The sequence below is a fragment of the Pseudomonas sp. FG13 genome (assembly GCF_057809755.1).
Genome location: NZ_JBMDKO010000031.1, coordinates 17,920 through 40,455, shown reverse-complemented (window position 1 = coordinate 40,455; position 22,536 = coordinate 17,920). Strand labels below are relative to the sequence as shown.

The 22,536-nt window shown below is 60.6% G+C and carries 22 protein-coding genes; 7 read left to right on the top strand and 15 right to left on the bottom strand.

Annotation, left to right across the window (positions count from 1 at the left end; all coding sequences use genetic code 11):
- Positions 1–140: 140 nt before the first annotated feature.
- The 3 genes from ACODTO_RS21295 to pdxH all read left to right on the top strand — a co-directional run bounded on the left by ACODTO_RS21295 (position 141) and on the right by pdxH (position 3,192).
- Positions 141–1,286 carry a serine hydrolase domain-containing protein gene (locus tag ACODTO_RS21295; protein WP_139647511.1) on the top strand — a complete coding sequence of 382 codons (1,146 nt, stop codon included), beginning with the start codon at positions 141–143 and terminating at the stop codon, positions 1,284–1,286.
- A 121-nt stretch (positions 1,287–1,407) separates the two neighbouring features.
- A complete protein-coding gene (locus ACODTO_RS21290; protein ID WP_139647512.1) occupies positions 1,408–2,520 on the top strand; it encodes an OmpA family protein in 1,113 nt (370 codons plus the stop codon).
- 24 nt (positions 2,521–2,544) lie between these two features.
- The gene (pdxH, locus tag ACODTO_RS21285) at positions 2,545–3,192 is read left to right on the top strand and encodes a pyridoxamine 5'-phosphate oxidase (protein ID WP_139647514.1); all 648 of its coding nucleotides are present in this window, start codon (positions 2,545–2,547) and stop codon (positions 3,190–3,192) included.
- Here the strand turns inward: pdxH and ACODTO_RS21280 are convergent.
- Complete coding sequence (locus tag ACODTO_RS21280; protein WP_489107008.1) at positions 3,140–3,424, bottom strand: hypothetical protein; 285 nt, start codon at positions 3,422–3,424, stop codon at positions 3,140–3,142. The genes pdxH and ACODTO_RS21280 overlap by 53 nt on opposite strands.
- Before the next feature lie 170 nt (positions 3,425–3,594).
- On the opposite strand from ACODTO_RS21280, the gene ACODTO_RS21275 reads away from it, so the two are divergent.
- Positions 3,595–4,059, top strand: a complete 465-nt coding sequence (locus ACODTO_RS21275) for an outer membrane lipoprotein (protein WP_041021792.1) — start codon at positions 3,595–3,597, stop codon at positions 4,057–4,059.
- Between the two features lie 254 nt (positions 4,060–4,313).
- Here the strand turns inward: ACODTO_RS21275 and nhaA are convergent, their stop codons facing one another.
- Positions 4,314–5,501 carry a Na+/H+ antiporter NhaA gene (nhaA, locus tag ACODTO_RS21270; RefSeq protein ID WP_489107007.1) on the bottom strand — a complete coding sequence of 396 codons (1,188 nt, stop codon included), beginning with the start codon at positions 5,499–5,501 and terminating at the stop codon, positions 4,314–4,316.
- Between the two features lie 250 nt (positions 5,502–5,751).
- Between nhaA and ACODTO_RS21265 the strand changes: the two genes are divergently transcribed.
- A complete protein-coding gene (locus tag ACODTO_RS21265; protein ID WP_139647520.1) occupies positions 5,752–6,846 on the top strand; it encodes a PLP-dependent cysteine synthase family protein in 1,095 nt (364 codons plus the stop codon).
- 268 nt (positions 6,847–7,114) lie between these two features.
- Here ACODTO_RS21265 and ACODTO_RS21260 read toward each other — a convergent pair whose 3' ends face one another.
- From ACODTO_RS21260 to ACODTO_RS21250, 3 genes are all read right to left on the bottom strand, one after another.
- Entirely contained in the window at positions 7,115–8,728 is a 1,614-nt protein-coding gene (locus tag ACODTO_RS21260) for an NAD(P)/FAD-dependent oxidoreductase (RefSeq protein WP_175363969.1), read from the bottom strand.
- Positions 8,729–8,815: 87 nt separating this feature from the next.
- Entirely contained in the window at positions 8,816–9,490 is a 675-nt protein-coding gene (locus ACODTO_RS21255) for a COG3650 family protein (RefSeq protein ID WP_139647685.1), read from the bottom strand.
- Positions 9,491–9,569: 79 nt separating this feature from the next.
- Positions 9,570–10,169: a short chain dehydrogenase gene (locus ACODTO_RS21250; RefSeq protein ID WP_139647524.1), complete on the bottom strand. Its 600-nt coding sequence runs from the start codon at positions 10,167–10,169 to the stop codon at positions 9,570–9,572.
- A gap of 104 nt (positions 10,170–10,273) precedes the next feature.
- Here ACODTO_RS21250 and ACODTO_RS21245 point away from each other — a divergent pair, with 104 nt between their 5' ends.
- Complete coding sequence (locus ACODTO_RS21245; protein ID WP_175386017.1) at positions 10,274–11,188, top strand: LysR family transcriptional regulator; 915 nt, start codon at positions 10,274–10,276, stop codon at positions 11,186–11,188.
- A gap of 90 nt (positions 11,189–11,278) precedes the next feature.
- Here the strand turns inward: ACODTO_RS21245 and ACODTO_RS21240 are convergent, their stop codons facing one another.
- From ACODTO_RS21240 to ACODTO_RS21200, 9 genes are all read right to left on the bottom strand, one after another.
- Positions 11,279–11,764, bottom strand: coding sequence for a DoxX family protein (locus ACODTO_RS21240; protein ID WP_175386016.1), 486 nt, complete (start codon positions 11,762–11,764; stop codon positions 11,279–11,281).
- Positions 11,761–12,522: an HvfC/BufC N-terminal domain-containing protein gene (locus ACODTO_RS21235; RefSeq protein ID WP_175386015.1), complete on the bottom strand. Its 762-nt coding sequence runs from the start codon at positions 12,520–12,522 to the stop codon at positions 11,761–11,763. Before ACODTO_RS21235 ends, ACODTO_RS21240 begins: the two co-directional genes overlap by 4 nt.
- The gene (gene bufB, locus ACODTO_RS21230) at positions 12,519–13,406 is read right to left on the bottom strand and encodes an MNIO family bufferin maturase (protein ID WP_139647532.1); all 888 of its coding nucleotides are present in this window, start codon (positions 13,404–13,406) and stop codon (positions 12,519–12,521) included. Before bufB ends, ACODTO_RS21235 begins: the two co-directional genes overlap by 4 nt.
- Before the next feature lie 25 nt (positions 13,407–13,431).
- Positions 13,432–13,737, bottom strand: coding sequence for a BufA1 family periplasmic bufferin-type metallophore (locus ACODTO_RS21225; protein WP_139647534.1), 306 nt, complete (start codon positions 13,735–13,737; stop codon positions 13,432–13,434).
- 359 nt (positions 13,738–14,096) lie between these two features.
- Positions 14,097–14,798, bottom strand: a complete 702-nt coding sequence (locus tag ACODTO_RS21220) for an ABC transporter ATP-binding protein (protein WP_041023136.1) — start codon at positions 14,796–14,798, stop codon at positions 14,097–14,099.
- Positions 14,799–15,566, bottom strand: coding sequence for a high-affinity branched-chain amino acid ABC transporter ATP-binding protein LivG (livG, locus tag ACODTO_RS21215; RefSeq protein WP_175386014.1), 768 nt, complete (start codon positions 15,564–15,566; stop codon positions 14,799–14,801). It lies immediately after the preceding gene.
- On the bottom strand, positions 15,563–16,816 hold the full coding sequence (locus ACODTO_RS21210; RefSeq protein ID WP_139647536.1) for a high-affinity branched-chain amino acid ABC transporter permease LivM: 1,254 nt from the start codon (positions 16,814–16,816) through the stop codon (positions 15,563–15,565). The genes livG and ACODTO_RS21210 overlap by 4 nt, the downstream gene beginning before the upstream one ends.
- Positions 16,813–17,736 carry a high-affinity branched-chain amino acid ABC transporter permease LivH gene (gene livH / locus ACODTO_RS21205; protein WP_041023133.1) on the bottom strand — a complete coding sequence of 308 codons (924 nt, stop codon included), beginning with the start codon at positions 17,734–17,736 and terminating at the stop codon, positions 16,813–16,815. The genes ACODTO_RS21210 and livH overlap by 4 nt, the downstream gene beginning before the upstream one ends.
- Before the next feature lie 273 nt (positions 17,737–18,009).
- A complete protein-coding gene (locus tag ACODTO_RS21200; protein ID WP_139647538.1) occupies positions 18,010–19,137 on the bottom strand; it encodes a branched-chain amino acid ABC transporter substrate-binding protein in 1,128 nt (375 codons plus the stop codon).
- A gap of 337 nt (positions 19,138–19,474) precedes the next feature.
- Between ACODTO_RS21200 and ACODTO_RS21195 the strand changes: the two genes are divergently transcribed.
- Positions 19,475–19,780 carry a DUF2288 domain-containing protein gene (locus ACODTO_RS21195; RefSeq protein ID WP_024776370.1) on the top strand — a complete coding sequence of 102 codons (306 nt, stop codon included), beginning with the start codon at positions 19,475–19,477 and terminating at the stop codon, positions 19,778–19,780.
- 296 nt (positions 19,781–20,076) lie between these two features.
- On the opposite strand, the gene ACODTO_RS21190 is transcribed toward ACODTO_RS21195, so the two are convergent.
- Entirely contained in the window at positions 20,077–22,254 is a 2,178-nt protein-coding gene (locus tag ACODTO_RS21190) for a hypothetical protein (protein WP_139647540.1), read from the bottom strand.
- Positions 22,255–22,536 lie beyond the last annotated feature (282 nt).

The window sequence follows — 22,536 nt, the reverse complement described above, 5'->3', positions numbered from 1 at the left end:
GGTCCCTGTGACGCGGGAGCAAGCTTTCTTGCCACAAGTCAGTGTTGGCTTGGCCAGCCGTCCCATGGTGGTTTCCAAAACCACCAATGGCTGAAACAATGCGGCCACTTGAGAAAGTCTTTGTTTCAAAGGAGTTGCGGGTGCAGATTCAAGGCCATTATGAGCTTCAGTTCGAGGCGGTACGCGAAGCGTTCGCCGCGCTGTTCGATGATCCCCAGGAGCGCGGCGCGGCGCTGTGCATCCAGGTCGGCGGCCGGACGGTGATCGATCTGTGGGCCGGTACGGCTGACAAGGACGGTCATGAAGCCTGGCACAGCGATACCATCGCCAATCTGTTTTCCTGCACCAAGACCTTCACTGCCGTCGCTGCCCTGCAACTGGTGGCCGAGGGCAAGTTGCAACTGGACGCCCCGGTCGCCCGGTACTGGCCCGAATTTGCGGCGGCGGGCAAGCAGTCCATAACTCTGCGCCAATTGCTCTGCCATCAGGCCGGATTACCGGCGTTGCGTGAGTTGCTGGCGCCTGAAGCCTTGTATGACTGGAACACGATGGTCAATGCCCTGGCTGCCGAAACCCCTTGGTGGACACCGGGCGATGGCCATGGTTATGCCGCGATCACCTACGGCTGGCTGGTCGGCGAGCTGTTGCGCAGGGCGGACGGTCGAGGCCCAGGAGAATCCATCGTGGCACGGGTGGCCAAACCGTTGGGCCTGGATTTCCACGTCGGTCTCGCGGACCAGGAGTTCCACCGCGTGGCTCATATCGCCCGCGGCAAAGGCAACGTCGGCGATGCGGCAGCACAACGCCTGCTCCAGGTGACGATGCGCGAACCCACCGCCATGACCACCCGAGCCTTCACCAATCCTCCTTCGGTCCTGACCAGCACCAACAAGCCCGAGTGGCGGCGCATGCAGCAACCGGCTGCCAACGGCCACGGTAATGCCCGCAGCATCGCCGGGTTCTACGCCGGTCTGCTGGATGGCAGTCTGCTGGAAGGTGAAATGCTCGATGAGCTGACCCGTCAGCACAGCATTGGCGAGGACAAGACGTTGCTGACCCAGACCCGGTTCGGCCTGGGCTGCATGTTGGACCAGCCGGATGTGCCGAACGCCACCTACGGCCTGGGCCCGCGGGCATTCGGTCATCCGGGGGCCGGTGGCTCCATCGGGTTTGCCGATCCGGAGCATGACGTGGCGTTTGGCTTCGTGACAAACACGCTGGGGCCTTACGTATTGATGGATCCGCGTGCGCAGAATCTGGCGCGGGTGCTTGCCACTTGTCTGTAAAACGTTCTTGGGAGGGGCGCCATCGGAACCTGGTGTTCTTTTCGGTTTCAAAGCGTCTGTTTATTTATGCGTCCCGCGCAGGGGCCTGTATTTTTCATTTACATCATTTTGTGGATATCCAATGTTATCGAATAAATCCCTTGCCCTGGCGCTGTGCTTCGCAATCACCGGTTGCGCGCAAACCCCACAAAATGATGCCAAGGGCGGCAGTGGCTGGTGGCCGTTCGGTTCTTCCGACCAGGCAGCGGTCAAAGAGGCGGTGCCAGCGGCTCCCCTGAAGCCTGCTGCCGTCGCGCCGCAGGCCAAGGCCGAGAGCGCCAGCCACTGGTGGTGGCCGTTCTCCTCCGATGATGCAGCCAACGACGCTGTGGCAAAAGACCAGGTCAAGGCTGAGGCCAAGCCTGTAGCGAAGGCCCCGACGCCTGTTGCCAAGGCCGAAACGCCAAGCGGTGGAAAGTGGTGGTGGCCGTTCGGCGGCAAGGAGCAGGAAGCCGCCAAGGCGGCACCGTTGCCCGATCCGAAAGTCACCCAGGCCTGGCTCGACGATTACGAGCCAAAGCTGCGCACCGCCATCGAGGGCAGCAAGTTCCAGCTGGAGCGTCGCGACAACGTCCTGGTGGTCACGGCCCCCGTGGACAGTTCCTTCAACCCGGATCGTCCGGCCATGCTGCTGCCGGTGACCCTTGGGCCGTTTACTCGCGTGGCGAAGGTCCTGGAAGCCGATCCGAAATCCGCCGTGCTGATTCTTGGTCACGGCGACACCTCGGGCGCTGCGCCAACGAACCTGAAACTCAGCCAGGAGCGTGCCCAGTCCGTGGCGGCGATTTTTCGTCTCAGTGGGCTGCAACGTGATCGCCTGATGATGCGAGGCATGGGCTCTGTAGAGCCGCGTGCGGCCAACGACAGCGTCGAAGGTCGCGCCTTGAACCGTCGCGTGGAGTTGCTGGTGACGCCGCAAAACACCTTGATGGCACTGGTCGGTAAATACAACTTGCCGGCCCCGGCACCGGTTACGCTGGTGGCCGCCCAGGATGTGAAGCCTGCTGTCCCAGCGCCTACGACCCAGAAAGCCGCGGCCACGGCCACTAAAAAGGCACCGGCCAAGAAAGCCGCCGTCAAGGCCCCAGCCAAAAAAGCCCCGGCCAAGAAGGCCATCCCGGCGAAGAAGCCTGAACCGGCCAAGGCCGCCACCGATGCGAAGAAGGTCGCGGCAGCCGATACCCCCAAGCAGTGATGGGCGAACCACAAGGAGTGCGCCATGACCCAAACGCTGGCTGATATGCGCCGCGACTACACCCGCGATGGCCTGACCGAGGCGCAAGCCCCGGCCGAGCCATTCGCGCTGTTCCACCAATGGTTCGCCGAAGCGGTGAAAACCGAGCAGGCCCCGGTGGAGGCAAACGCCATGACCCTGGCCACGGTAGATGCCGATGGCCGTCCTCACTGCCGGATCCTGTTGCTCAAGGGGTTGGATGCCCAGGGCTTTACGTTCTTCACCAATTACGACAGCGCCAAGGGCCAGCAACTGGTCGCGAATCCGTTCGCGGCCATGACGTTTTTCTGGCCGACCCTGGAGCGTCAGGTGCGTATCGAGGGCAAGGTGGTGAAGGTCACGGCGCAAGAATCGGACGCCTATTACCAGGTTCGGCCCCTGGGCAGTCGTCTCGGTGCCTGGGCCTCTCCCCAGAGCCGTGTGATTGCCGGTCGTGGTGAGCTGGAAGACTTGCTCAAGGCCACCGAACAACGCTTCAGCGATAGCCAGCCCCACTGTCCGGAGCATTGGGGTGGTTATCGCTTACTGCCCGAGCGCATCGAGTTCTGGCAAGGTCGCCCGAGTCGTCTTCATGATCGCCTCAATTATCGTCTGCAAGGGGCGGACTGGACTCGCGAGCGTCTGGCGCCTTAGCATCGGCATAACCTGTCGCAGCGGCTTGAAGCCATTGCGGCAGGTCCCGGCGCTTGATCCCTTGTTCTCGGGAGCGGGCCAGTTGTTGCAGCATGTAGGTTTTCTTCCGCTCGTCCTGCCCCGCCAACGACAGTGCCAGATCGCGGTCCATCCAGCGTTTGATCCGCACGTACAACCACCCGTGAAAGTACAGACCGGCGATGGTGGTTGCGACGATGATGAAATAATCCATGCAAAATCCTTGAGCCGATGACGCAGGTTTCGGAAATTGGCGCTACTGTTGGATGAATTTTTCGGGTGCGCCTGTATCCCACCTGAATGAAAACAATTTTATCCCGGCCAGGCCGTGACAGGCGTCAAGCTGCGGAGTTTAATAGTTCCCTGTCTTTTGGAGTTGATGCTATGCGTAAGTCTGTTTTGCTGGTTGCTTCTTTTTCCACGATGGCGATGTTGCTCACTGGCTGTCAGTCGAGCCTGACCGGTGACTCTTACTCCCGTGACGAAGCGCGTCGCGTGCAGACCATTCGCATGGGGACCATCGAATCCCTGCGTCCGGTCAAGATCGAAGGCACCAAGACCCCGATTGGCGGTGCCGCCGGTGCGGTGGTGGGTGGCGTGGGCGGTAGCGCCGTCGGTGGTGGTCGCGGCAGTATCGTCGCTGCCGTTATCGGTGCCGTGGCGGGTGGTCTGATCGGTTCCGCCACCGAAGAAGGCCTGACCCGCACCCAGGGCGTGGAAATCACCGTTCGCGAAGACGACGGCAGCATGCGCGCCTACGTGCAACAGGTTCAGGAAAACGAAGTGTTCCGTGTGGGTGAGCGGGTTCGTATTTCCACTGTGGGTGGGACGAGTCGCGTATCGCACTAAGCTGATTGGGTAAGCGTTTCTCTGGTTTCAATGTGCTCAAGAAAGCGGCGCTTCTTCCACTGGGAGAAGCGCCGTTTTTTTTGAGCGTACGCGTTCCCCTGTGGGAGCGAGCCTGCTCGCGATAGCGGTGGGACAGTTTGAATAGATGCTGGATGTGCCGACGCTATCGCGAGCAGCCTCGCTCCCACAGAGGGATAGCGTTTGCTTCAACAAGAAGGGATCGCGATACAGCGATCCCTTCTTGCGCGGGCGTATCAGGAGGACAGTGCGGAAGGCTTGCGGCTGGCCGCCGCTGCCACTGCGTAGCCCAGCAGTGCCGCGAGGATTGACCCCGTGAGGATGCCCATCCGGTCCATGCCGGCATACTCGCTGACGCCGGGCTCGAAGGCCAGGGAGCCGACGAACAGGCTCATGGTGAAACCGATCCCGCACAGGATCGCCACCCCCAGTATCTGACCCCAATTGGCGCCCAGGGGCATATTGGCGATGCCGATTTTCACGGCCAGCCAGGTCAGGCCGAACACGCCGACGGTCTTGCCCAGCAACAGGCCGATCGCGATGCCCATCGGCACGTGGTGGGTGAAGCTTTCGACGGTGACACCGCTCAGGGACAGGCCGGCATTGGCGAAGGCGAACAGCGGCAGGATGCCGTAGGCCACCCATGGATGCAGGGCATGTTCCAGGGTCAACAGCGGCGAGGTTTCGGCGTTTTTCGTGCGCAACGGAATGCAGAACGCCAGCGTGACCCCGGCCAGGGTGGCATGAACCCCGCTCTTGAGCACGCAGACCCAGAGAATCAGGCCGACGATCATGTAGGGGCCGAGCCTGACCACGCCCATCCGGTTCATCGCCACCAGTGCGGCGATGCAACCGGCCGCCAGCATCAGCGACAAGGTCGACAGGGCACCGGAGTAGAAAATGGCGATGATGATAATGGCGCCCAGGTCGTCGATGATCGCCAGGGTCATCAGGAACAGCTTGAGTGAAACCGGCACCCGTTTGCCCAGCAAGGCCAGCACCCCGAGGGCGAAGGCGATGTCGGTGGCCGTGGGGATGGCCCAGCCCGAAAGGGCCGCCGGATTGTCACGGTTGAGATACCAGTAGATCAGCGCGGGCACCACCATGCCGCCAATCGCCGCTGCTCCCGGCAGGACGATTTGCGAAGGCTTGGACAATTGTCCGTCGAGCACTTCACGTTTGACTTCCAGGCCAATGAGCAGGAAGAACATCGCCATCAGGCCATCGTTGATCCACAACAGTAGCGGCTTGGCGATTTTCAATGCGCCGACCTGGACCGCCACGGGGGTATCCAGCAGGCCGCCGTACAACCAGGAAAGGGGCGAATTGTTGATGATCAGGGCCAGCACCGCAGCGGCAATCAACAGCAGGCCACTGGCAGCCTCCAGCTGGAAAAAACGTGTCAGGGAATTACGTAGAGGCACGATCGCTCTCCATGGGTCAATCAAAAGTGGCTACACCCTAACCCGTACTGTTAGTTGTTAAAACAAAAGTTATATTCTTTTTTGTTATATGTCGTTACAAGACCGGCGAGGTGGTCGGGCAGTTGCAGGGCATATTGGACCTTAGCTGTACCTGTGCGTGATGTCGGTTTTTTCCTAAGCTTGTGACTGGTTTTTCCCATATCCAGTCCTGAGCGCCAGGCTTTCCCCGCCTATTCCTGCGAGAACACACATGAACGACCACCGTCAGTGGGCACGCGAAGCGATTCGCATCATTGAGGCTGATTTCCAGCGCAGTGCCGATACGCATCTGATACCGCTGCCGCTGCCGGGTTTTCCGGGCATCGAGTTGTACTTCAAGGATGAATCCAGCCATCCCACCGGCAGTCTCAAGCATCGCCTGGCTCGTTCGCTGTTTCTCTATGCGCTGTGTAATGGCTGGCTCAAGCCCGGCGCCCCGGTAATCGAGGCTTCCAGTGGCTCGACGGCCATTTCCGAAGCCTATTTCGCCAGATTGCTGGGCCTGCCGTTCATTGCGGTCATGCCGGCGACGACTTCCCGGGAAAAAATCGCGCAGATCGCTTTCTATGGTGGCCAGAGCCATCTGGTGGACGATCCTACGCAGATCTACGCCGAGTCCGAGCGGCTTGCCCGTGAGCATGACGGGCACTTCATCGACCAGTTCACCTACGCCGAGCGCGCCACGGACTGGCGGGCCAATAACAACATTGCCGAGTCGATCTTCCACCAGATGCGTTTCGAGCAGCATCCGGAGCCGAGCTGGCTGATTTCCAGTCCGGGGACCGGGGGGACCACCGCTACCCTGGGTCGCTATGTACGCTATCGGCAGCACTGTACCCGCGTACTGTGCGCCGACGCCGAGCGTTCGGTATTTTTCGACTACTACCGCAGCGGCGATGCCAGCCTGCGCCTGGAGTGTGGCTCGCGGATCGAAGGGATCGGCCGGCCACGGGTCGAGGCGTCGTTCCTGCCAAAAGTCATTGACGCGATGGTCAAGGTCCCGGACGCCTTGTCGCTGGCTGCCATGCATTATCTGGCCCAGCGATTGGGACGACGGGTCGGCGGATCCAGCGGCACCAACCTGATCGGTGCGCTGGTCGCGGCGAAGCGGATGGTGGAGGCCGGTGAGACAGGGTCGATCGTGGCGATCCTGTGTGACGGCGGAGAGCGTTATGCCACGACGTATTACGACCCGGTGTGGCTCAAGGCCCAGGGGTATGAGTTGGATGGGCTGATGAACGCCGTGGCGGCGAGTGCGGAGCGCGGCGAGGCGTTGCCGGAGACGGTGCTGCGGGTCAATATCTGAGACCTTCCGGACACTGGAAATCCCTGCGGGAGTGAGCCCTGTGGGAGCAAGGCTTGCCCGCGATGCATACGCTTCGGTTTATCTTGCTACCGAGGCGCTATTGTCGCGGGCAAGCCTTGCTCCCACAGAGCCTTGCTCCCACAGAGCCTTGCTCCCACAGAGCCTTGCTCCCACAGAGGCTTGCTCCTACAGAGCCTTGCTCCCACAGAGGCTTGCTCTTACAGATGCTCGTTCCCATAGGGGATGGCGGTGCGCACTTGAAAGGAGATCAGCCTTCCAGGCCGAGGATATCCCGCGCCACCGCTTCGGCAATGCGGATCCCGTCCACGCCCGCCGATAGAATCCCGCCCGCGTAACCGGCGCCTTCACCGGCCGGGAACAAGCCCTTCACGTTCAGGCTCTGCAGCGACTCGTTGCGGGTGATGCGCAGCGGTGACGAGGTACGGGTTTCGATCCCGGTCAACACGGCGTCGTGCAGCGAGTAGCCGCGAATCTGTTTCTCGAAGGCCGGCAGGGCTTCGCGGATGGCTTCGATGGCGAAGTCTGGCAGGGCAAGGGCCAGGTCACCCAGCGAAACCCCGGGCTTGTAGGAAGGTTCGACGCTGCCCAGTGCCGTGGACGGTTTGCCGGCGATGAAATCGCCCACCAGTTGGGCCGGGGCTTCGTAGTTGCTGCCGCCGAGCACGAAAGCGTGGGATTCCAGGCGTTCCTGCAGCTCGATCCCCGCCAGTGGGCCGCCCGGGTAATCGACTTCCGGGGTGATCCCTACGACGATGCCGGAGTTGGCGTTGCGTTCGTTGCGCGAATACTGGCTCATGCCGTTGGTCACGACGCGGTTCGGCTCGGACGTCGCCGCCACCACGGTGCCGCCCGGGCACATGCAGAAGCTGTACACCGAACGGCCGTTCTTGGCGTGGTGCACCAGTTTGTAGTCGGCGGCGCCGAGTTTCGGGTGACCGGCATATTTGCCCAGGCGCGCGCTGTCGATCAGCGATTGCGGGTGTTCGATACGGAAACCCACCGAGAATGGCTTGGCTTCCATGTACACACCCCGGCTGTGAAGCATGCGGAAGGTGTCCCGGGCGCTGTGGCCCAGGGCCAGGATCACGTGCCTGGAATGAATGCGTTCACCGCTGGCCAGTTCGACACCGACCAGTTGGCCGTCCTCGATCAATACGTCCGTGACCCGCTGTTGGAAGCGCACTTCGCCACCGAGGGCGCGAATCTGCTCGCGCATGGTTTCCACCACGCCTGTCAGGCGGAACGTTCCGATGTGCGGCTTGCTGACATAGAGGATTTCTTCCGGCGCCCCGGCGTTGACGAACTCATGCAGCACCTTGCGACCGAGGAACTTCGGATCCTTGATCTGGCTGTAGAGCTTGCCATCGGAAAACGTGCCCGCACCGCCTTCGCCGAATTGCACGTTGGATTCGGGGTTAAGCACACTTTTGCGCCACAGGCCCCAGGTGTCCTTGGTGCGCTGGCGCACTTCCGGGCCGCGTTCGAGGATGATCGGCTTGAAACCCATCTGCGCCAACAGCAGGGCGGCAAAGATGCCGCACGGGCCGAAACCGACCACGATCGGCCGCTCGCCCAGGTCTGCCGGTGCCTGGCCAACCATCTTGTAGCTGACATCCGGCGCTTCGTTGACGTTACGGTCGTCGGCGAACTTGCGCAGCAGGCCGGCTTCATCGCGTACCGTCAGGTCGAGGGTGTAGATGAAGCACAGTTCGGAAGACTTTTTCCGCGCGTCGTAGCTGCGCTTGAACAAGGTGAAGTCGAGCAGGTCATCGCTGGCGATGCCCAGGCGCTGCAGGATGGCAGCGCGCAGGTCTTCTTCGGGATGGTCGATCGGCAGCTTGAGTTCGGTGATTCGTAACATGACGGGATCCGGTTCGCGGGACGCACAACTGCGCCAGGGCGTTCTTCAAACCGGCGATTATATGCTGCAATCCCCTGTCACGGTGAATCAGTCGTTACGCGCACCGCCAAAGTAGGCGCAGCCGCGCTGAACCACGCCATTGACCCGCAACTCGGCACTCATGTGCTGGACGCTGCCGCTGGTGCTGTCGACGCAACGCTGTGGCGCGACCCACAGTTCGACTTTCTGGCCATTCGCTTCGGTACTCAGGTCGAAACGGCCGTCCCCCAGTTGCTCTTCAACGTAAGGCACCGCCAGCGCAGGCTGGCCGTCACGTTCGAGCACGAGGCCTTTGCCGCTGGCCTTGAGGCTCCACTCCGGACCGTGGCCGGCGGCGTGCAGGACCAGCCGCTTGAAGTCGACATCGTCGCAGGCCGTGCCCGAACGTTCCAGGCGATACAACTGCTCCAGGTCCAATTGGCTGTCGGCCCCCGCCGCGGCGCTGGAGACGATATGGCCGCGCACGTCAGCGAACAGCTTGCCGCGCTCATCGGCCAGGGCGGCAGCTTGTTGCAGCACGCTGGTGCCGCCGCTGTCGTTGACGATGTAGCGGCGTTGTTCCTGGCACGGCTGGAACACCAGCTTGCCGTCGGCCGCCGTGAGTTCGCCTTGCATGCGTGTCTGGCCGGCGTGGGACGCGCTCTCGCGCGGAGCGTCGAGCAGTTGGCAGCCGGCGAACAGGGGAAGGAGGGCAACACACAACAGGGAACGGGCGGCACGCATCATCGGGTCTCCAGACAGGTGCCGCCACGTTACTCAGACTGCTCCCGCATCACAAGCGGGAGCGTAGGCAAAGTGCTATTCAACCCACGTGAAAGGTCTGGCCAGTTTGTAGTCCTTCGACACTCTTGGCGTAGGCTAACGCCACATCGGCGGCCGGTACCGGTTTGTAGCCGCGGAAGTAAGGGGCGTATTTGTCCATGGACTCCAGCAGCACGTTCGGGCTCACCGAGTTGACTCGCAGCCCCCGTGGCAACTCAATGGCCGCCGCCCGCACGAAGCTGTCCAAGGCGCCGTTGACCAGCGCCGCCGAAGCGCCGCTCTTGATCGGGTCGTGGCTCAACACACCAGTGGTGAAGGTGAAGGATGCGCCGTCGTTGGCGAATTCCCGGCCGATCAGCAGCAGATTGACCTGGCCCATCAGCTTGTCCTTCAAGCCGAGGGCGAAACTTTCCTCGGTCATATCGCCCAGCGGCGCGAACGTGACGCTGCCGGCGGCGCAGATCAGCGCATCGAAGGGGCCGGTCTTCTCGAAGAGGGCGCGGATCGAGGCGCTGTCGCTGATGTCGACGTGCAGTTCACCGCTGTTGCGGCCGATTCGAATGATTTCGTGGCGTGGCGACAGTTCGTTGGCAATGGCCGAACCGATGGTGCCGTTGGCGCCGATCAACAGGATTTTCATGGACTGTTCCTCAGTGGGTTAACCGAGATTGCAGTTTAGAGTGGTTTTTTTCATTGATAAGCGTGCTAATAGGCAACCTTTGGTTTTCTATTGGAAACAATCCAGTGAGCGAGATGGACGACCTGGCGGCGTTCGCCGTGTTGATCGAGGCCGGCAGTTTTACCCTGGCGGCCCAGCAATTGGGGTGCAGCAAGGGCCAGTTGTCCAAGCGCATCAGCCTGCTGGAAAGCCGCTTCTCGGTGGTGTTGCTGCAGCGCACCACACGACGCCTGAGCCTTACCGCGGCCGGAGCGGCCCTGTTGCCCCAGGCCCAAGCACTGCTGGTTCAGGTGGAAAGGGCGCGTCAGGCTCTCGCCCGCTTGAAGGATGATATTTCCGGGCCGGTGCGTATGACGGTTCCGGTATCGTTGGGCGAAACCTTTTTTGAAGGGCTGCTGCTGGAGTTCGCCCACACGTACCCCAACGTGCAGATCGAACTGGAGCTCAGCAACGGTTATCGCGACCTGACCCGGGACGGTTTCGACCTGGCGATCCGCTCCGACGCCGCCATCGATGAGCGATTGATCGCCCGGCCGTTGCTGGCGTGGCACGAGATGACCTGCGCCAGCCCGGCTTATCTCGATCAGTATGGCGAACCACAAACCCCCCAGGACCTGGCTGAACATCGCTGCCTGCTCAACAGCCACTACAGTGGTCGGGAAGAGTGGCTGTACCACCAGCAACACGAGCTGATGCGGGTCCGGGTGTCGGGTCCGTTCGCCAGCAATCACTACAGCTTGCTGAAAAAAGCCGCCTTGGCGGGTGCCGGAATCGCTCGGCTACCGTCCTACCTGTTGAATGAAGAATTGGCGGATGGACGCCTGTGCTGGCTCCTACGGGATTTTCAGACCCGTCGTATGCCGATGTACCTGGTGCACCCCTATCAGGGCGGCCTGCCCAAGCGCACCCAGGTGCTGGCCGATTATCTGATTGACTGGTTCAAGCGCAGTGGTGAGGCGCTTGACCGACTCCAGCAATAGCGAGGCATCACCCCAGCCCTTGTGGGAGCGAGCCTGCTCGCGATAGCAATCTCAGCCTCAGCCTCAGCACAGTTGTTGACGGACCCACCGCTATCGCGAGCGGGCTCGCTCCCACACGGCAATCCGGTGGTCGATGGACAATATGCCGGGGCCGCGGGCCATCAGGTAAAGCAATAGCGCTGCCCAGGTGCCGTGGGTCGGGTAGGCGTCGGGATAGACGAATAGCTGAATGGTCAGGGTCATGCCCAGCAGCGCCAGCGCCGAAAACCGTGTGGCAAACCCCAGCAGGATCAGCACCGGAAAGAAATGCTCGGCGAACGCGGCGAGGTGCGCGGCGATTTCCGGTGACAGCAGCGGGATGGCGTATTCGCTCTTGAATAACGGGATGGTTGAGTCGGCCAGGTGCGGCCATCCGATCTGGAAGGTGCCATCGATCAGGTCGATGGCCAGGCCCTCGACCTTGGTCTGTCCGGATTTCCAGAACACCGCCGCGATGGAAAACCGCGCAATGAACGCGATCAGGCTGTGGGGGATTTTCTCCAGCAGGGTAATGGCGCGAGTGACGGGGCTGTTCATGGCGATACCTTGTCGTGATGCAAGCGGGTAATGGCGCCGTGACTGATCAGCAGTGCCAGGGTTTGTGCAATGTCGAACGTGGGGGCACAGGCCAGCGCCTGCCCGAGCGGCTGGCCGTTGTGCACGTTGCGGATAAAGGTGAAGGCGCCACGGTCGAGGGCAAACACTTCAACCTCGAGGCCGTTGCGCAGGACCAATGCGCATTGCCCCTGGTTCGGGTCGATCTCGGCGAGCGTCATGTCCGTCTGATGGGCGGCCCAGATCGCGACGACTGCGAACGCTGAATCGAGCAGGTGCACGGACGGATGCAAGGCGACGCACAGCCCGTCCAGGGACGGTGGGTCGGCCAGTGCTGCGGCGATCTGCTCATGGCCCAGAGGGTGTTCGTCAGCGGCGTGATAGGCGACGGTGCGCAACCTTTCCAAACGGGCGACATCCGCCAGGTATGGCAGGGAAAATGCCGGTTCGAAGTCCTCGATAAAGTCGGCCAGATCCGCGCCATAACGATTCATCAACGGGCTGCGGGGCGCTGAGGTCTGCACATGAACGGCGGCCATGGCTCGGAAAAACTCATCCCCTACCAACTGACGGACCACCGGATAGGCGTCCGCCAATGCATTGATCAGTGAGCCCTGGACGTTGTTGCGATACACGGCGAAGCGGCTCGCCGGGTCTGCACCATTGGCGCAACACAAGCCTTCCGGGCACGGTTGCCGGATGTCGAGCAGGGCGGTGGTGAACGCGGCTTGGCTGCTCATGCTGACCTCCCCGCGGACAGCAACAGCGCGTCGGCCTGATGGGCTTCGGCCAACAGGACATCGAAAGCCGGCACCTGGTTGTCACGCTCGATCAGGGTAGCCACCGGACCGACGCGCTCCAGGGCCTGTCGGTACAGCGCCCAGACCGCCAGGTCGATGGGGGCACCATGATCATCGATCAGCAAACGGTCGCCCAGGCTGTCGGAGTCTTCGGCAAACCCGGCCAGATGAATCTCGCCCACCGCCTGCAGCGGCAGGGCATCGAGATAGGCCAGTGGATCGCGTTGATGATTGATGCAGGAAACGTAGAGGTTGTTGACGTCCAGCAGCAGCCCGCAGCCCGTACGGCGAATGACTTCGCTGATGAAGTCAGTCTCGTCGAGGGTCGAGCGTTGGAACGCCAGGTAGGTGGCGGGGTTCTCCAGCAGCATCGGGCGTTTGAGAGTGTCCTGCACTTGTCCGATATGGGCGCAGACGCGGTTCAGCGTCGGCGCGTCGTAAGCCAGGGGCAGCAGGTCGTTGAGGAACACCGGGCCATGGCTCGACCAGGCCAGGTGTTCGGAAAAGGCTTGGGGTTGATAGCGCTCGATCAGTTCGGCGAGGCGCTGCAGGTGTGCCGCATCCAGCTTGCCCTCGGTACCGATGGACAGGCCGACGCCATGCAACGACAGCGGATACTGCTCGCGGATCAATCCCAGGAAATGGTGGAACGGACCACCGTCCACCATGTAGTTTTCGGCGTGGACTTCAAAGAAGCCGATGTCTGGCCTCGAACCGAGCACTTGCTGGAAGTGTCCGGTCTTGAGCCCCAGCCCGGCACGGCGCGGGAGCTCGACGCTGGCTGCCTGAGTGCCGATGAAAGCAGGTTCGTAAGACGTGGTCATGGTCGACACTCAGGCAGACGGTGGATCAGGACTTGGCTTTGTAGGCTTCGAGCTGACCGAAACCGGTAGGCGAGGTCTTGCTCATGGTGGTCGTGCAAGTGCCTTTCGGGACGAGCTTCCAGGCGTTGCTCTGATAGTCCATCTTGGCGGTACCGGCACAGGTGGTGCCGGCGCCGGCGGCGCAGTTGTTTTGCCCTTTCATGGCCACGCCAAAGCATTTTTCCATGTTGTCGTCAGCGGCGTGGACGGTCGATACGGCGGCGATGCTCAACGCGGAGCCGAGGGCCAGGACCAGGGCGGAGGCGGACAGGGTACGGGTGGTAGCGGACATGATGGTTCTCCAGTTCTTCTAGGGAAATGAACCGGCTTCAGCGCCGGTCTGCTGAACTAGAGAGGGGAGGTGGGGAAGTGTTACAGCGAGTTTCGAATTATTTTTGATCACCGCGAAATGTGTGTACTGAAAGGGATTAAAAGAAGCATCTCCATCTTTTGTGGCGAGGGGATTTATCCCCGCTGGGCTGCAAAGCAGCCCCAAACCAGGCAACTCGGTGAGTCAGGCAGATTGAGGCTGCTGTGATGGGGGCTGCTTCGCAGCCCAGCGGGGATGAATCCCCTTGCCACAAAGGTGTTCACATCTAGCTGGTGCAAAAAAAAAACGGCCCGAAGGCCGTTCTTGTTTACCGCAACTCCTTAACCGCCCAGGTACGCTTCGCGCACTTTCGGATCGGTCAGCAGTGCTTCACCAGTGCCCTGCATCACCACTCGACCGTTTTCCAACACATACGCCCGGTCGGCGATTTTCAGGGCCTGGTTGGCGTTCTGCTCAACCAGGAACACCGTCACGCCATCCTTGCGCAGCTGTTCGATGATGTCGAAGATCTGCTGGATGATGATCGGTGCCAGGCCCAGGGAAGGCTCGTCGAGCAGCAGCAACTTGGGCTTGCTCATCAGCGCGCGGCCGATGGCGAGCATCTGTTGTTCGCCGCCAGACATGGTGCCGCCGCGCTGGCTGAAGCGTTCTTTCAGGCGTGGGAAAAGGTGCAGGACCTTGTCCATCTGTTCCTGATAATCGCCCTTGTCGGTGAAGAATCCGCCCATGGCGAGGTTCTCTTCCACAGTCAGCCGGGCAAATACCCGACGACCTTCCGGCACGACTGCGATGCTCTTGCGCATGATCCGCGACGAGTCCTGGCCCACCAGTTCCTCACCCATATAGCGGATGCTGCCGCTGTGGGCCTGGGGCGAACCGCAGAGGGTCATCAGCAGGGTGGATTTGCCGGCACCGTTGGCGCCGATCAGCGTCACGATTTCGCCCTGGCGGACCTCCACGTTGACGCTGTGCAGGGCCTGGATCTTGCCGTAGAAGGTGGAAACGTTTTCGAACTGCAGCATTTACGCTTCCCCCAGGTAGGCTTTGATCACTTCAGGATTGTCCCGGATCTGTTCCGGCGTGCCGTTGGCCAGGGGAGTGCCCTGGTTGATCACCACGATGTGGTCGGAAATGCTCATGACCAGTTTCATGTCGTGTTCGATCAGCAGCACCGTGACGTTGTGTTCCTCGCGGAGCACGCCGATCAGGGCTTTCAGGTCTTCGGTTTCCCTCGGGTTCAGGCCGGCGGCCGGTTCGTCGAGCATGAGGATCCGCGGACGGGTCATCATGCAACGGGCGATTTCCAGGCGCCGCTGCTGACCATAGGCCAGGGTGCCAGCGGTACGGTTGGCGAACTCCTTGAGGTTGACCTTTTCCAGCCAGTACTCGGCGTACTCCATCGCTTCGCGTTCGCTCTTGCGGAACGACGGGGTCTTGAACAGGCCGGCGAAGAAGTTGGTGTTCAGGTGGCGATGTTGGGCAATCAAGAGGTTCTCGATGGCCGTCATGTCCTTGAACAACCGCACGTTCTGGAACGTACGCACCACGCCCTTGAGGGCAATCTTGTGCCCCGGCAGGCCTTGGATCGGATCTCCGTCCAGCAGGATGCTGCCGCCGGTTGGCTGGTAGAAACCGGTCAGGCAGTTGAACACCGTGGTCTTGCCCGCGCCGTTTGGCCCGATCAAGGCAACCACCTGTTTCTCTTTCACGGTCAGGGCCACGCCATTGACCGCCAGCAGGCCGCCGAAGCGCATGCTTAGGTTTTCAACCTTGAGGATCTCGCGGCTCATTTGCGCAGCTCCATGTGGGGGCGTTGCATAGGCAGCAGACCTTGAGGACGCCAGATCATCATCAGCACCATCAAGGCGCCGAACATCAACATGCGGTATTCACTGAATTCACGCATCATTTCGGGTAGCAGGATCATCACGATGGCGGCCAGGATCACACCCAACTGCGAGCCCATCCCGCCCAGCACCACGATGGCGAGGATGATCGCCGACTCGATGAAGGTGAAGGATTCCGGCGTCACCAGACCCTGGCGGGCGGCGAAGAAGCTACCGGCGAAACCGGCGAATGCGGCACCGAGGGTGAAGGCCGACAGCTTGATCACGGTCGGGTTGAGACCCAGGGCACGGCAGGCGATTTCGTCTTCGCGCAGCGCTTCCCACGCACGGCCGATGGGCATGCGCAGCAGGCGGTTGATGACGAACAACGCGGCCAGGGCCAGCAACAGCGCGACCAGGTAGAGGAACACCACTTTGCTCACCGGGTTGTAGGTCAGCCCGAAGAACTCGTGGAAGGTCTGCATGCCCTCGGCCGCGGATCGTTCGAAGCTCAGCCCGAAGAAGGTCGGCTTGGGGATGTTGCTGATGCCGTTGGGGCCACCGGTGAGGCCGGTGAGGTTACGCAGGAACAAACGGATGATTTCACCGAAGCCCAGGGTCACGATGGCCAGGTAGTCGCCCCGCAGACGCAGCACCGGGAAACCCAGCAGGAAGCCGAACGTGGCCGCCATCATCCCGGCGATCGGCAGGCAGATCCAGAAGCTCAGGCCGAAGTAGTGGGACAGCAGCGCGTAGCTGTAAGCGCCCACTGCGTAGAATCCCACATAACCCAGATCGAGCAGGCCGGCCAGGCCGACCACGATGTTCAGGCCCAGGCCCAGTAACACGTAGATCAGGATCAGGGTGGCGATATCCACCGCCCCACGGGAGCCGAAGAACGGCCAGACCAACGCCACCACGATCAGGCCGATGATGATCCGGCGCTGGGTGCGTGGCAGGGTCAGGAACTGGCTGACCTTGGGCGAAACCAGCGGGCCACGGTTGGAACGCAGCGCGGCACCGACCTGCTGGCTGAACAGCACCCGCAGGAACATCAGCACCGAGCACAGCGCAATCACGCTCAGGGTCAGCGGACCGGTGCCGTGCACTTCCAGGTTGACGCCGACGATGCTCAGCTTGAGGCCGAGCACCGGAAAGGCCACGGCCCAGACCAGCAGGGCGCTGAACAGCGCCTGTTTAAGATATTTGCTCATACTTTCTCAACCTCCGGGCGGCCCAGGATGCCGGTCGGCCGGAACAACAGAACCAGGACCAGGAGACCGAACGCAACCACGTCCTTGTACTGGTCACCGAAGATATCGGCGCCGAATGCTTCGGCCACCCCCAGCACCAGCCCGCCGAGCATCGCCCCCGGAATACTGCCGATGCCACCCAGCACCGCCGCGGTAAAGGCCTTCAGGCCGACCAGGAAACCGGCGTTGGGGTTGATCACGCCGTACTGCATGCTCAACAGCACGGCAGCGACGGCCGCCAGCGCGGCACCGATGACGAAGGTCAGGGCGATGATGTTGTTGGTGTTGATGCCCAGCAGGTTGGCCATCTTGATGTCCTCGGCACAGGCGCGACAGGCGCGCCCCAGGCGGGAACGGGAGATGAACAGGGTCAGGCCGAGCATGGCGATCAGGGTCACGACAAAGACCAGGATCTGCATGTAGGAAATCAGGACTTCTTCAGCACCGCCCGGGCCGAAGGAGAAACTCCCAGGGATCAGGTTGGGGATGGATTTGTCCTTGGAGTCCTGGGACAGCAGTACAGTGTTCTGCAGGAAAATCGACATGCCGATGGCGGAAATCAGTGGAATCAGACGGTTGCTGCTGCGCAAGGGGCGATAGGCAACGCGTTCGATACTGTAGCCATAGGCACTGGTCACGACGATCGACGCCAGGAAGGCGGCGGTCATCAACAACGGCAGTGAGTGGATACCCAGCATGGCCAGCCCGGCAAGGGCAATGAAAGCCACGTAGGAACCGATCATGTACACCTCGCCATGGGCGAAGTTAATCATTCCAATGATGCCGTAAACCATTGTGTAGCCAATGGCTATCAAGGCATAGGTGCTGCCAATGGTCAGGCCATTAACCAGCTGTTGGAAAAAGTGATAGATCTCAGGCATTACAGCGCTCCTAAAAACCCGATACGCATTTCACTGGTGGAGTCATGTTCCGGCCCTGTGCTGTGTTCTGTTGTCACATTTGCACGGAGCGTTTGCCAGCGAACCGCTGGTGACGGTTTTAAGATTTTCAGGTGAACCAGCGCCCGGATCGCGGGTGTCTGGCCCATAAACCTCGTAAAACAAAGCCCACTGCTTGCACAGTGGGCTCGTTGACCGTGAGTGTCCTGTATCACAAAAAAGAACGTATCTGTGAAACAGGACACTAGGCCGGGCTTACTGAGGGGAAACTTCGGTTTTCGGTTTGCCGAAGTGCCACTGGTAGACCACGAATTTGAAGTCTTTCAGGTCGCCCTTCTCGTTGAACGACAGTTCGCCGGTCGGGGTCTTGAAGCTGCCTTTGTGGAGGGCTTCAGCGACCTTGGTGGTGTCGTCGCTCTTGGCGGCCTTGATACCTTCGGCGATCAGCTCGACGGCGGAGTAGGCCGGGAACACGAACGGACCACTCGGATCCTTGCCGTCGGCCTTGATGGCCGCAACGATTGCCTGGTTCTCAGGATCGGCGTCGAAGGATTTCGGCAGGGTCACCAGCAGGCCTTCGGAAGCGTCCTGGGCAATTTGCGAGATGGAGTCGTTGCCGACACCTTCAGGCCCCATGAACTTGGCGTTCAGGCCTTTTTCCTTGGATTGACGCAGGATCAGGCCCAGCTCAGGGTGGTAGCCACCGTAGTAGACGAAGTCGACGTTGTTCTGCTTGAGCTTCTGGATGATCGAGGAGAAGTCCTTGTCACCGGCGTTCAGGCCTTCGAATACGGCGACTTTCACGCCTTTCTTCTCAAGGGTCTGCTTGACGGCGGTGGCGATACCTTCACCGTACTGCTGTTTGTCGTGCAGGACCGCAACGACTTTCGGCTTGACGTGATCGGCGATGTAGTTGCCGGCGGCAGGGCCCTGGGCGCTGTCCAGGCCGATGGTGCGGAAGACCAGCTTGTAGCCACGGGCGGTGATTTCCGGGCTGGTGGCCGCTGGGGTGATCATGATCACGCCTTCGTCTTCGTAGATGTCCGAAGCCGGTTGGGTGGAGCTGGAGCACAGGTGGCCGACGACGAACTTGACGCCATCGTTGACCACTTTGTTCGCCACGGCTACGGCCTGTTTAGGGTCGCAGGCATCATCGTATTCCTTGGCTTCGAGCATTTTGCCGTCGACGCCGCCCTTGGCGTTGATGTCCTTGATGGCTTGATTGGCGCCGACGAATTGCATGTCGCCGTACTGGGTCACCGGACCGGTCTTGGGACCAGCGATGCCGATCTTGATGGTGTCGGCGGCGAACGAATGGCTGGCAACCCCGGCCAGAACCATAGCGGCAAACAGTTTGGAAATCTGCTTAGTAGCCTTAGTCATAGTGCTCCACTCATGCTGTTGTAGTTTTTATAGTCCTGGCGCCGTAGCAGCAGAACCGGGTCAGATATCTTGGATATCCCCTCGGAAAATGCCCCCGGCAACTGTACCGGTACAGTGTAGAGCGCCGGTTGTTGGCAAGGGAAGCTGGCGCTTGGGGGCAAAATCAGAGGGTGTCGCTTTATTGAAAGAAAAAGACAGAATAGCGGCGGGTAATGTCCGAACAAATCGGCAGTCCCTGGCTTTGCTGTGCTTTTCAATCGTACTCCAATTGCTACCGGGTTTTTCTGCCAGACCACCGACGTTATCATTCGCGCCGATTTCTTTTCCGGACAGTCCCATGAATCAAGAACCTAGCACCCTCTATGCCAAACTGCTTGGAGAAACTGCATCCATTACTTGGAAAGAGCTGGAGCCGTTCTTTGCCAAGGGTGCCCTGTTATGGGTCGAGCCAGCACTGGATTTGATCGCCGCCGCCGAGGCTGTCGCTCAGGACGAAGGCGATAAAGTCGCCGCCTGGCTGGCCGCCGGGCAACTCGCCAAGCTGTCTGAAACGCGGGCGCTGGATTTTCTGGAGCGCGATCCGTTGCTCTGGGCGGTGGTGGTTTCGCCCTGGATAATGATCCAGGAAAGGGCGTCGAATTGATCGATGCACCAAAGTGGTTCGTGTTTTGATCGGATAAAAGTGTGTAGCTGAGTAGCGTGATGGCACCCTGCCGTGGTGAAACGCCACAGGGCAGGGTGACGTATACGTAACGGGAACAGTTCATGGGGCAGCCTTCGGGCTGCCTAATTGTTTCTGGATGTTGTTCCGGGGTGTTGTCCAGGCCGCCATCGCGAGCAGGCTCGCTCCCACGGAGGACCGATTTCTTCCAGGAAGATCGCGATTCAATGTGGGAGCGAGCCTGCTCGCGATAGATGCGCGGCGGTCTCGCGACAGCTTCAGTAAGTCTTGCCAGTATGGTTATTAAGCGAAATGACCTTGGTCTTGCCGATGCGATGACGGTAGATCTCGCGCAGGTACTTGATGGCCTTCTTCACACAATCACGGGACAGGCGGATGTCGTTGATCGAGACGAACTTGTCCTTGTCGTTGATCAGCTCGCGGTACTTCTTCTCGTACATCGGCTTGATCGCGTACCAGTTGGTGTCGAGGATCTTCGCCGGGTTCTCGAATTCGTTGAGCAGATCGTCGATCCGGTCCTCGTCGAAGTCTTCATTGATGATGAAGTCCAGGATCGAGTTGTCCAGGGTGTCGTCGAAGCGATACGGATTGCGAGCGAAGCAGCGCTTGATGAAGGCCACGATCAGGGTCAGGAAGTCATCCGACAGGCACGGACTCTTGGCGATCAGGGTGGTCAGCGAGAGGTTGGCCGACGCGCCGATCACCAGGGCGTAACGCTTGAGGGTGGTGTTGGGGAACAGGCTGTTGAGGTGGGTCTTGAGCCGGTTCAGGTCCATGTAGGACAGTTTGTAGTCCTTGGGCAGCGACACGATGGACACCACCGAGGAGCAGTTCTTGAAGAAGTGCAGGTCGTGCAGGGCGGCGGCGTCGTAGCCGGAATTCTTGTACTGCTCCAGCGAGGCCCGGTAGCGCTTGGATTCGATCGGCAACAGGCTGATGCCTTCGATGGCCTGGGTCACTTTGTTGAAGTGCGGCAGGTCGATAGAGCGGAAGAACAGATCGTCGATGTTCAGGCGTGGCGGTTCTTTGTCGAACACCTTGAACTTGTCGCCGCTCGGCGCCGGGGTTTCCGGGACGACGGACTCGGCGTAGGCAATCGCCACGGGACCGGCCAGGCTCATGAACAGGTCGTTGGCGTCCAGGCGGATGGTTTCGCCGATGTCGATGCCGGCACGACGGAAATAGTTCTGGTCGTAATCGGTGGTGACCGCCTGGGCCGTCAGGATGTTGAAGATCTGCTGGGAGATGTACTGGTTGGCGTGCTTCTCCATGGCATTGACGTCGATGTTCTGGATGTTGCCGTCATCGTTCTCTTCGGCGTAGCGCATGATGTCGTTGGAGATCAGCATCATCGCGTTCCAGGGGCGGATACGGCCCATGACGCTGGCTTCGCTGCTGTCTTCATTGGCAAAGTTGTACGAGAAATCCCATTCTTCCGACAGGTACTTGCACAACAGGCGTCCGGCGTTGATGTGCAGGGCTTCGGACATTTCGCTGCGGTGATCGGAAATGTTCGGCAGCACGCAGATGCCGCTGGTGAAGATCGGTTCGAAGACGAAGGAGTGACCACTTTTGCCGTCGTGCTCGTCCATCGGCTTGGTGTCGAACGTCTTGTTCATGTACGAGTGCTGCTGGGCCAGGCCGAACTCCGAGGCCATGCCCGAACCGGTACCGCCGCCGGCGCTGAAGATCGAGAAGTACAGGCGCGACTGGTTGGCCTTGATGCCGCAGCTGTCGATCAGGTACGAGTGGATCATCTTCCAGTCGGGGCTGGAGAAGCGCTGGGTGTCCTTGTTCAGGATGATCTTGGCCAGGTACTGGCCCAGGATCGGCGCGTTACCGGCGCCACCGGCATGGACTTCCGACAGGTCCATGATCTTCATCTTGCTGTAGTCGCGCAGGAAGCCGGTTTTTTCGCCCTTGCGTGAGAATCGGATACGCCCGGCGATGTCCTTGTCCAGGTCGCCGAGCATCACCAGTGGTTCCACCAGGAACACCGGTTTGGTCGCCTTGCCGGTGCCCAGGCGCAGGTTGTTGCGGATCCATTGCGCAGGACGGTAGGCCTTGTCGCTGTAGGCCTTGTCTTCGTTGTTGAATTCGTTGAGGTAGAACTTGCGGGCGTTGTAGACCAGCTCTGCCACATCCAGGGCGATGTTGGAGCCGCAGCGCCCCAGGCCGATCAGGCACACCGACGGGAATTCCTGCTGGTCACGTTCGCTTTCGTCGTCCACCAGATGGGGAGGGCGCGGGAATACGATGTCGCGCAGACCATCGAGGTTATCGAGGATGCGGTCGGTGTTGGTCTCGGTGAAATACAGATACTGCTGCGTCGCCAGGGGACGCGAGCTGCTCGATGACTTCGGGGGTTCAAGGCCGTTGGCGGCCGGGCCCAAGGTCAGATCGGATACCGCAGTGGCTGTTTTTTTTGAGGTCATTATGCGCCGTAGCCTGAACTGGTGGGTTGGACGACCGCTGTCATCGAACCATCGCGGATGAAAGAAGCTTCATGATGAATCGGCCACCGGCACATGATCTTTAATCGAGAGCCGGCAAATTGATGGCAATTGTTACAGTTTATTGATTGGCATCAATCAGCAGGTCGTGCCCCATGGTCGGGTATCAGCGCGGCGAATGATTGGAGACAGCCCCCGCACTGCTGTCTAGATTGCAGATTCCGGGCTCGGATGCCTCGCCCATAACAATAAAGAGACGGAATC

Coding starts and splice junctions, on each gene's coding strand:
- ACODTO_RS21220 (WP_041023136.1), bottom strand. CDS start 14,798: ATGCTGCAGTTCGAAAACGTTTCCACCTTCTACGGCAAGATCCAGGCC.
- ACODTO_RS21280 (WP_489107008.1), bottom strand. CDS start 3,424: ATGGATTATTTCATCATCGTCGCAACCACCATCGCCGGTCTGTACTTT.
- ACODTO_RS21235 (WP_175386015.1), bottom strand. CDS start 12,522: ATGAGCAGCCAAGCCGCGTTCACCACCGCCCTGCTCGACATCCGGCAA.
- ACODTO_RS21260 (WP_175363969.1), bottom strand. CDS start 8,728: ATGTTACGAATCACCGAACTCAAGCTGCCGATCGACCATCCCGAAGAA.
- ACODTO_RS21275 (WP_041021792.1), top strand. CDS start 3,595: ATGCGTAAGTCTGTTTTGCTGGTTGCTTCTTTTTCCACGATGGCGATG.
- bufB (WP_139647532.1), bottom strand. CDS start 13,406: ATGACCACGTCTTACGAACCTGCTTTCATCGGCACTCAGGCAGCCAGC.
- ACODTO_RS21290 (WP_139647512.1), top strand. CDS start 1,408: ATGTTATCGAATAAATCCCTTGCCCTGGCGCTGTGCTTCGCAATCACC.
- ACODTO_RS21265 (WP_139647520.1), top strand. CDS start 5,752: ATGAACGACCACCGTCAGTGGGCACGCGAAGCGATTCGCATCATTGAG.
- livG (WP_175386014.1), bottom strand. CDS start 15,566: ATGAGCCGCGAGATCCTCAAGGTTGAAAACCTAAGCATGCGCTTCGGC.
- ACODTO_RS21195 (WP_024776370.1), top strand. CDS start 19,475: ATGAATCAAGAACCTAGCACCCTCTATGCCAAACTGCTTGGAGAAACT.
- pdxH (WP_139647514.1), top strand. CDS start 2,545: ATGACCCAAACGCTGGCTGATATGCGCCGCGACTACACCCGCGATGGC.
- livH (WP_041023133.1), bottom strand. CDS start 17,736: ATGCCTGAGATCTATCACTTTTTCCAACAGCTGGTTAATGGCCTGACC.
- ACODTO_RS21200 (WP_139647538.1), bottom strand. CDS start 19,137: ATGACTAAGGCTACTAAGCAGATTTCCAAACTGTTTGCCGCTATGGTT.
- ACODTO_RS21225 (WP_139647534.1), bottom strand. CDS start 13,737: ATGTCCGCTACCACCCGTACCCTGTCCGCCTCCGCCCTGGTCCTGGCC.
- ACODTO_RS21190 (WP_139647540.1), bottom strand. CDS start 22,254: ATGACCTCAAAAAAAACAGCCACTGCGGTATCCGATCTGACCTTGGGC.
- ACODTO_RS21210 (WP_139647536.1), bottom strand. CDS start 16,816: ATGAGCAAATATCTTAAACAGGCGCTGTTCAGCGCCCTGCTGGTCTGG.
- ACODTO_RS21240 (WP_175386016.1), bottom strand. CDS start 11,764: ATGAACAGCCCCGTCACTCGCGCCATTACCCTGCTGGAGAAAATCCCC.
- ACODTO_RS21250 (WP_139647524.1), bottom strand. CDS start 10,169: ATGAAAATCCTGTTGATCGGCGCCAACGGCACCATCGGTTCGGCCATT.
- ACODTO_RS21255 (WP_139647685.1), bottom strand. CDS start 9,490: ATGCGTGCCGCCCGTTCCCTGTTGTGTGTTGCCCTCCTTCCCCTGTTC.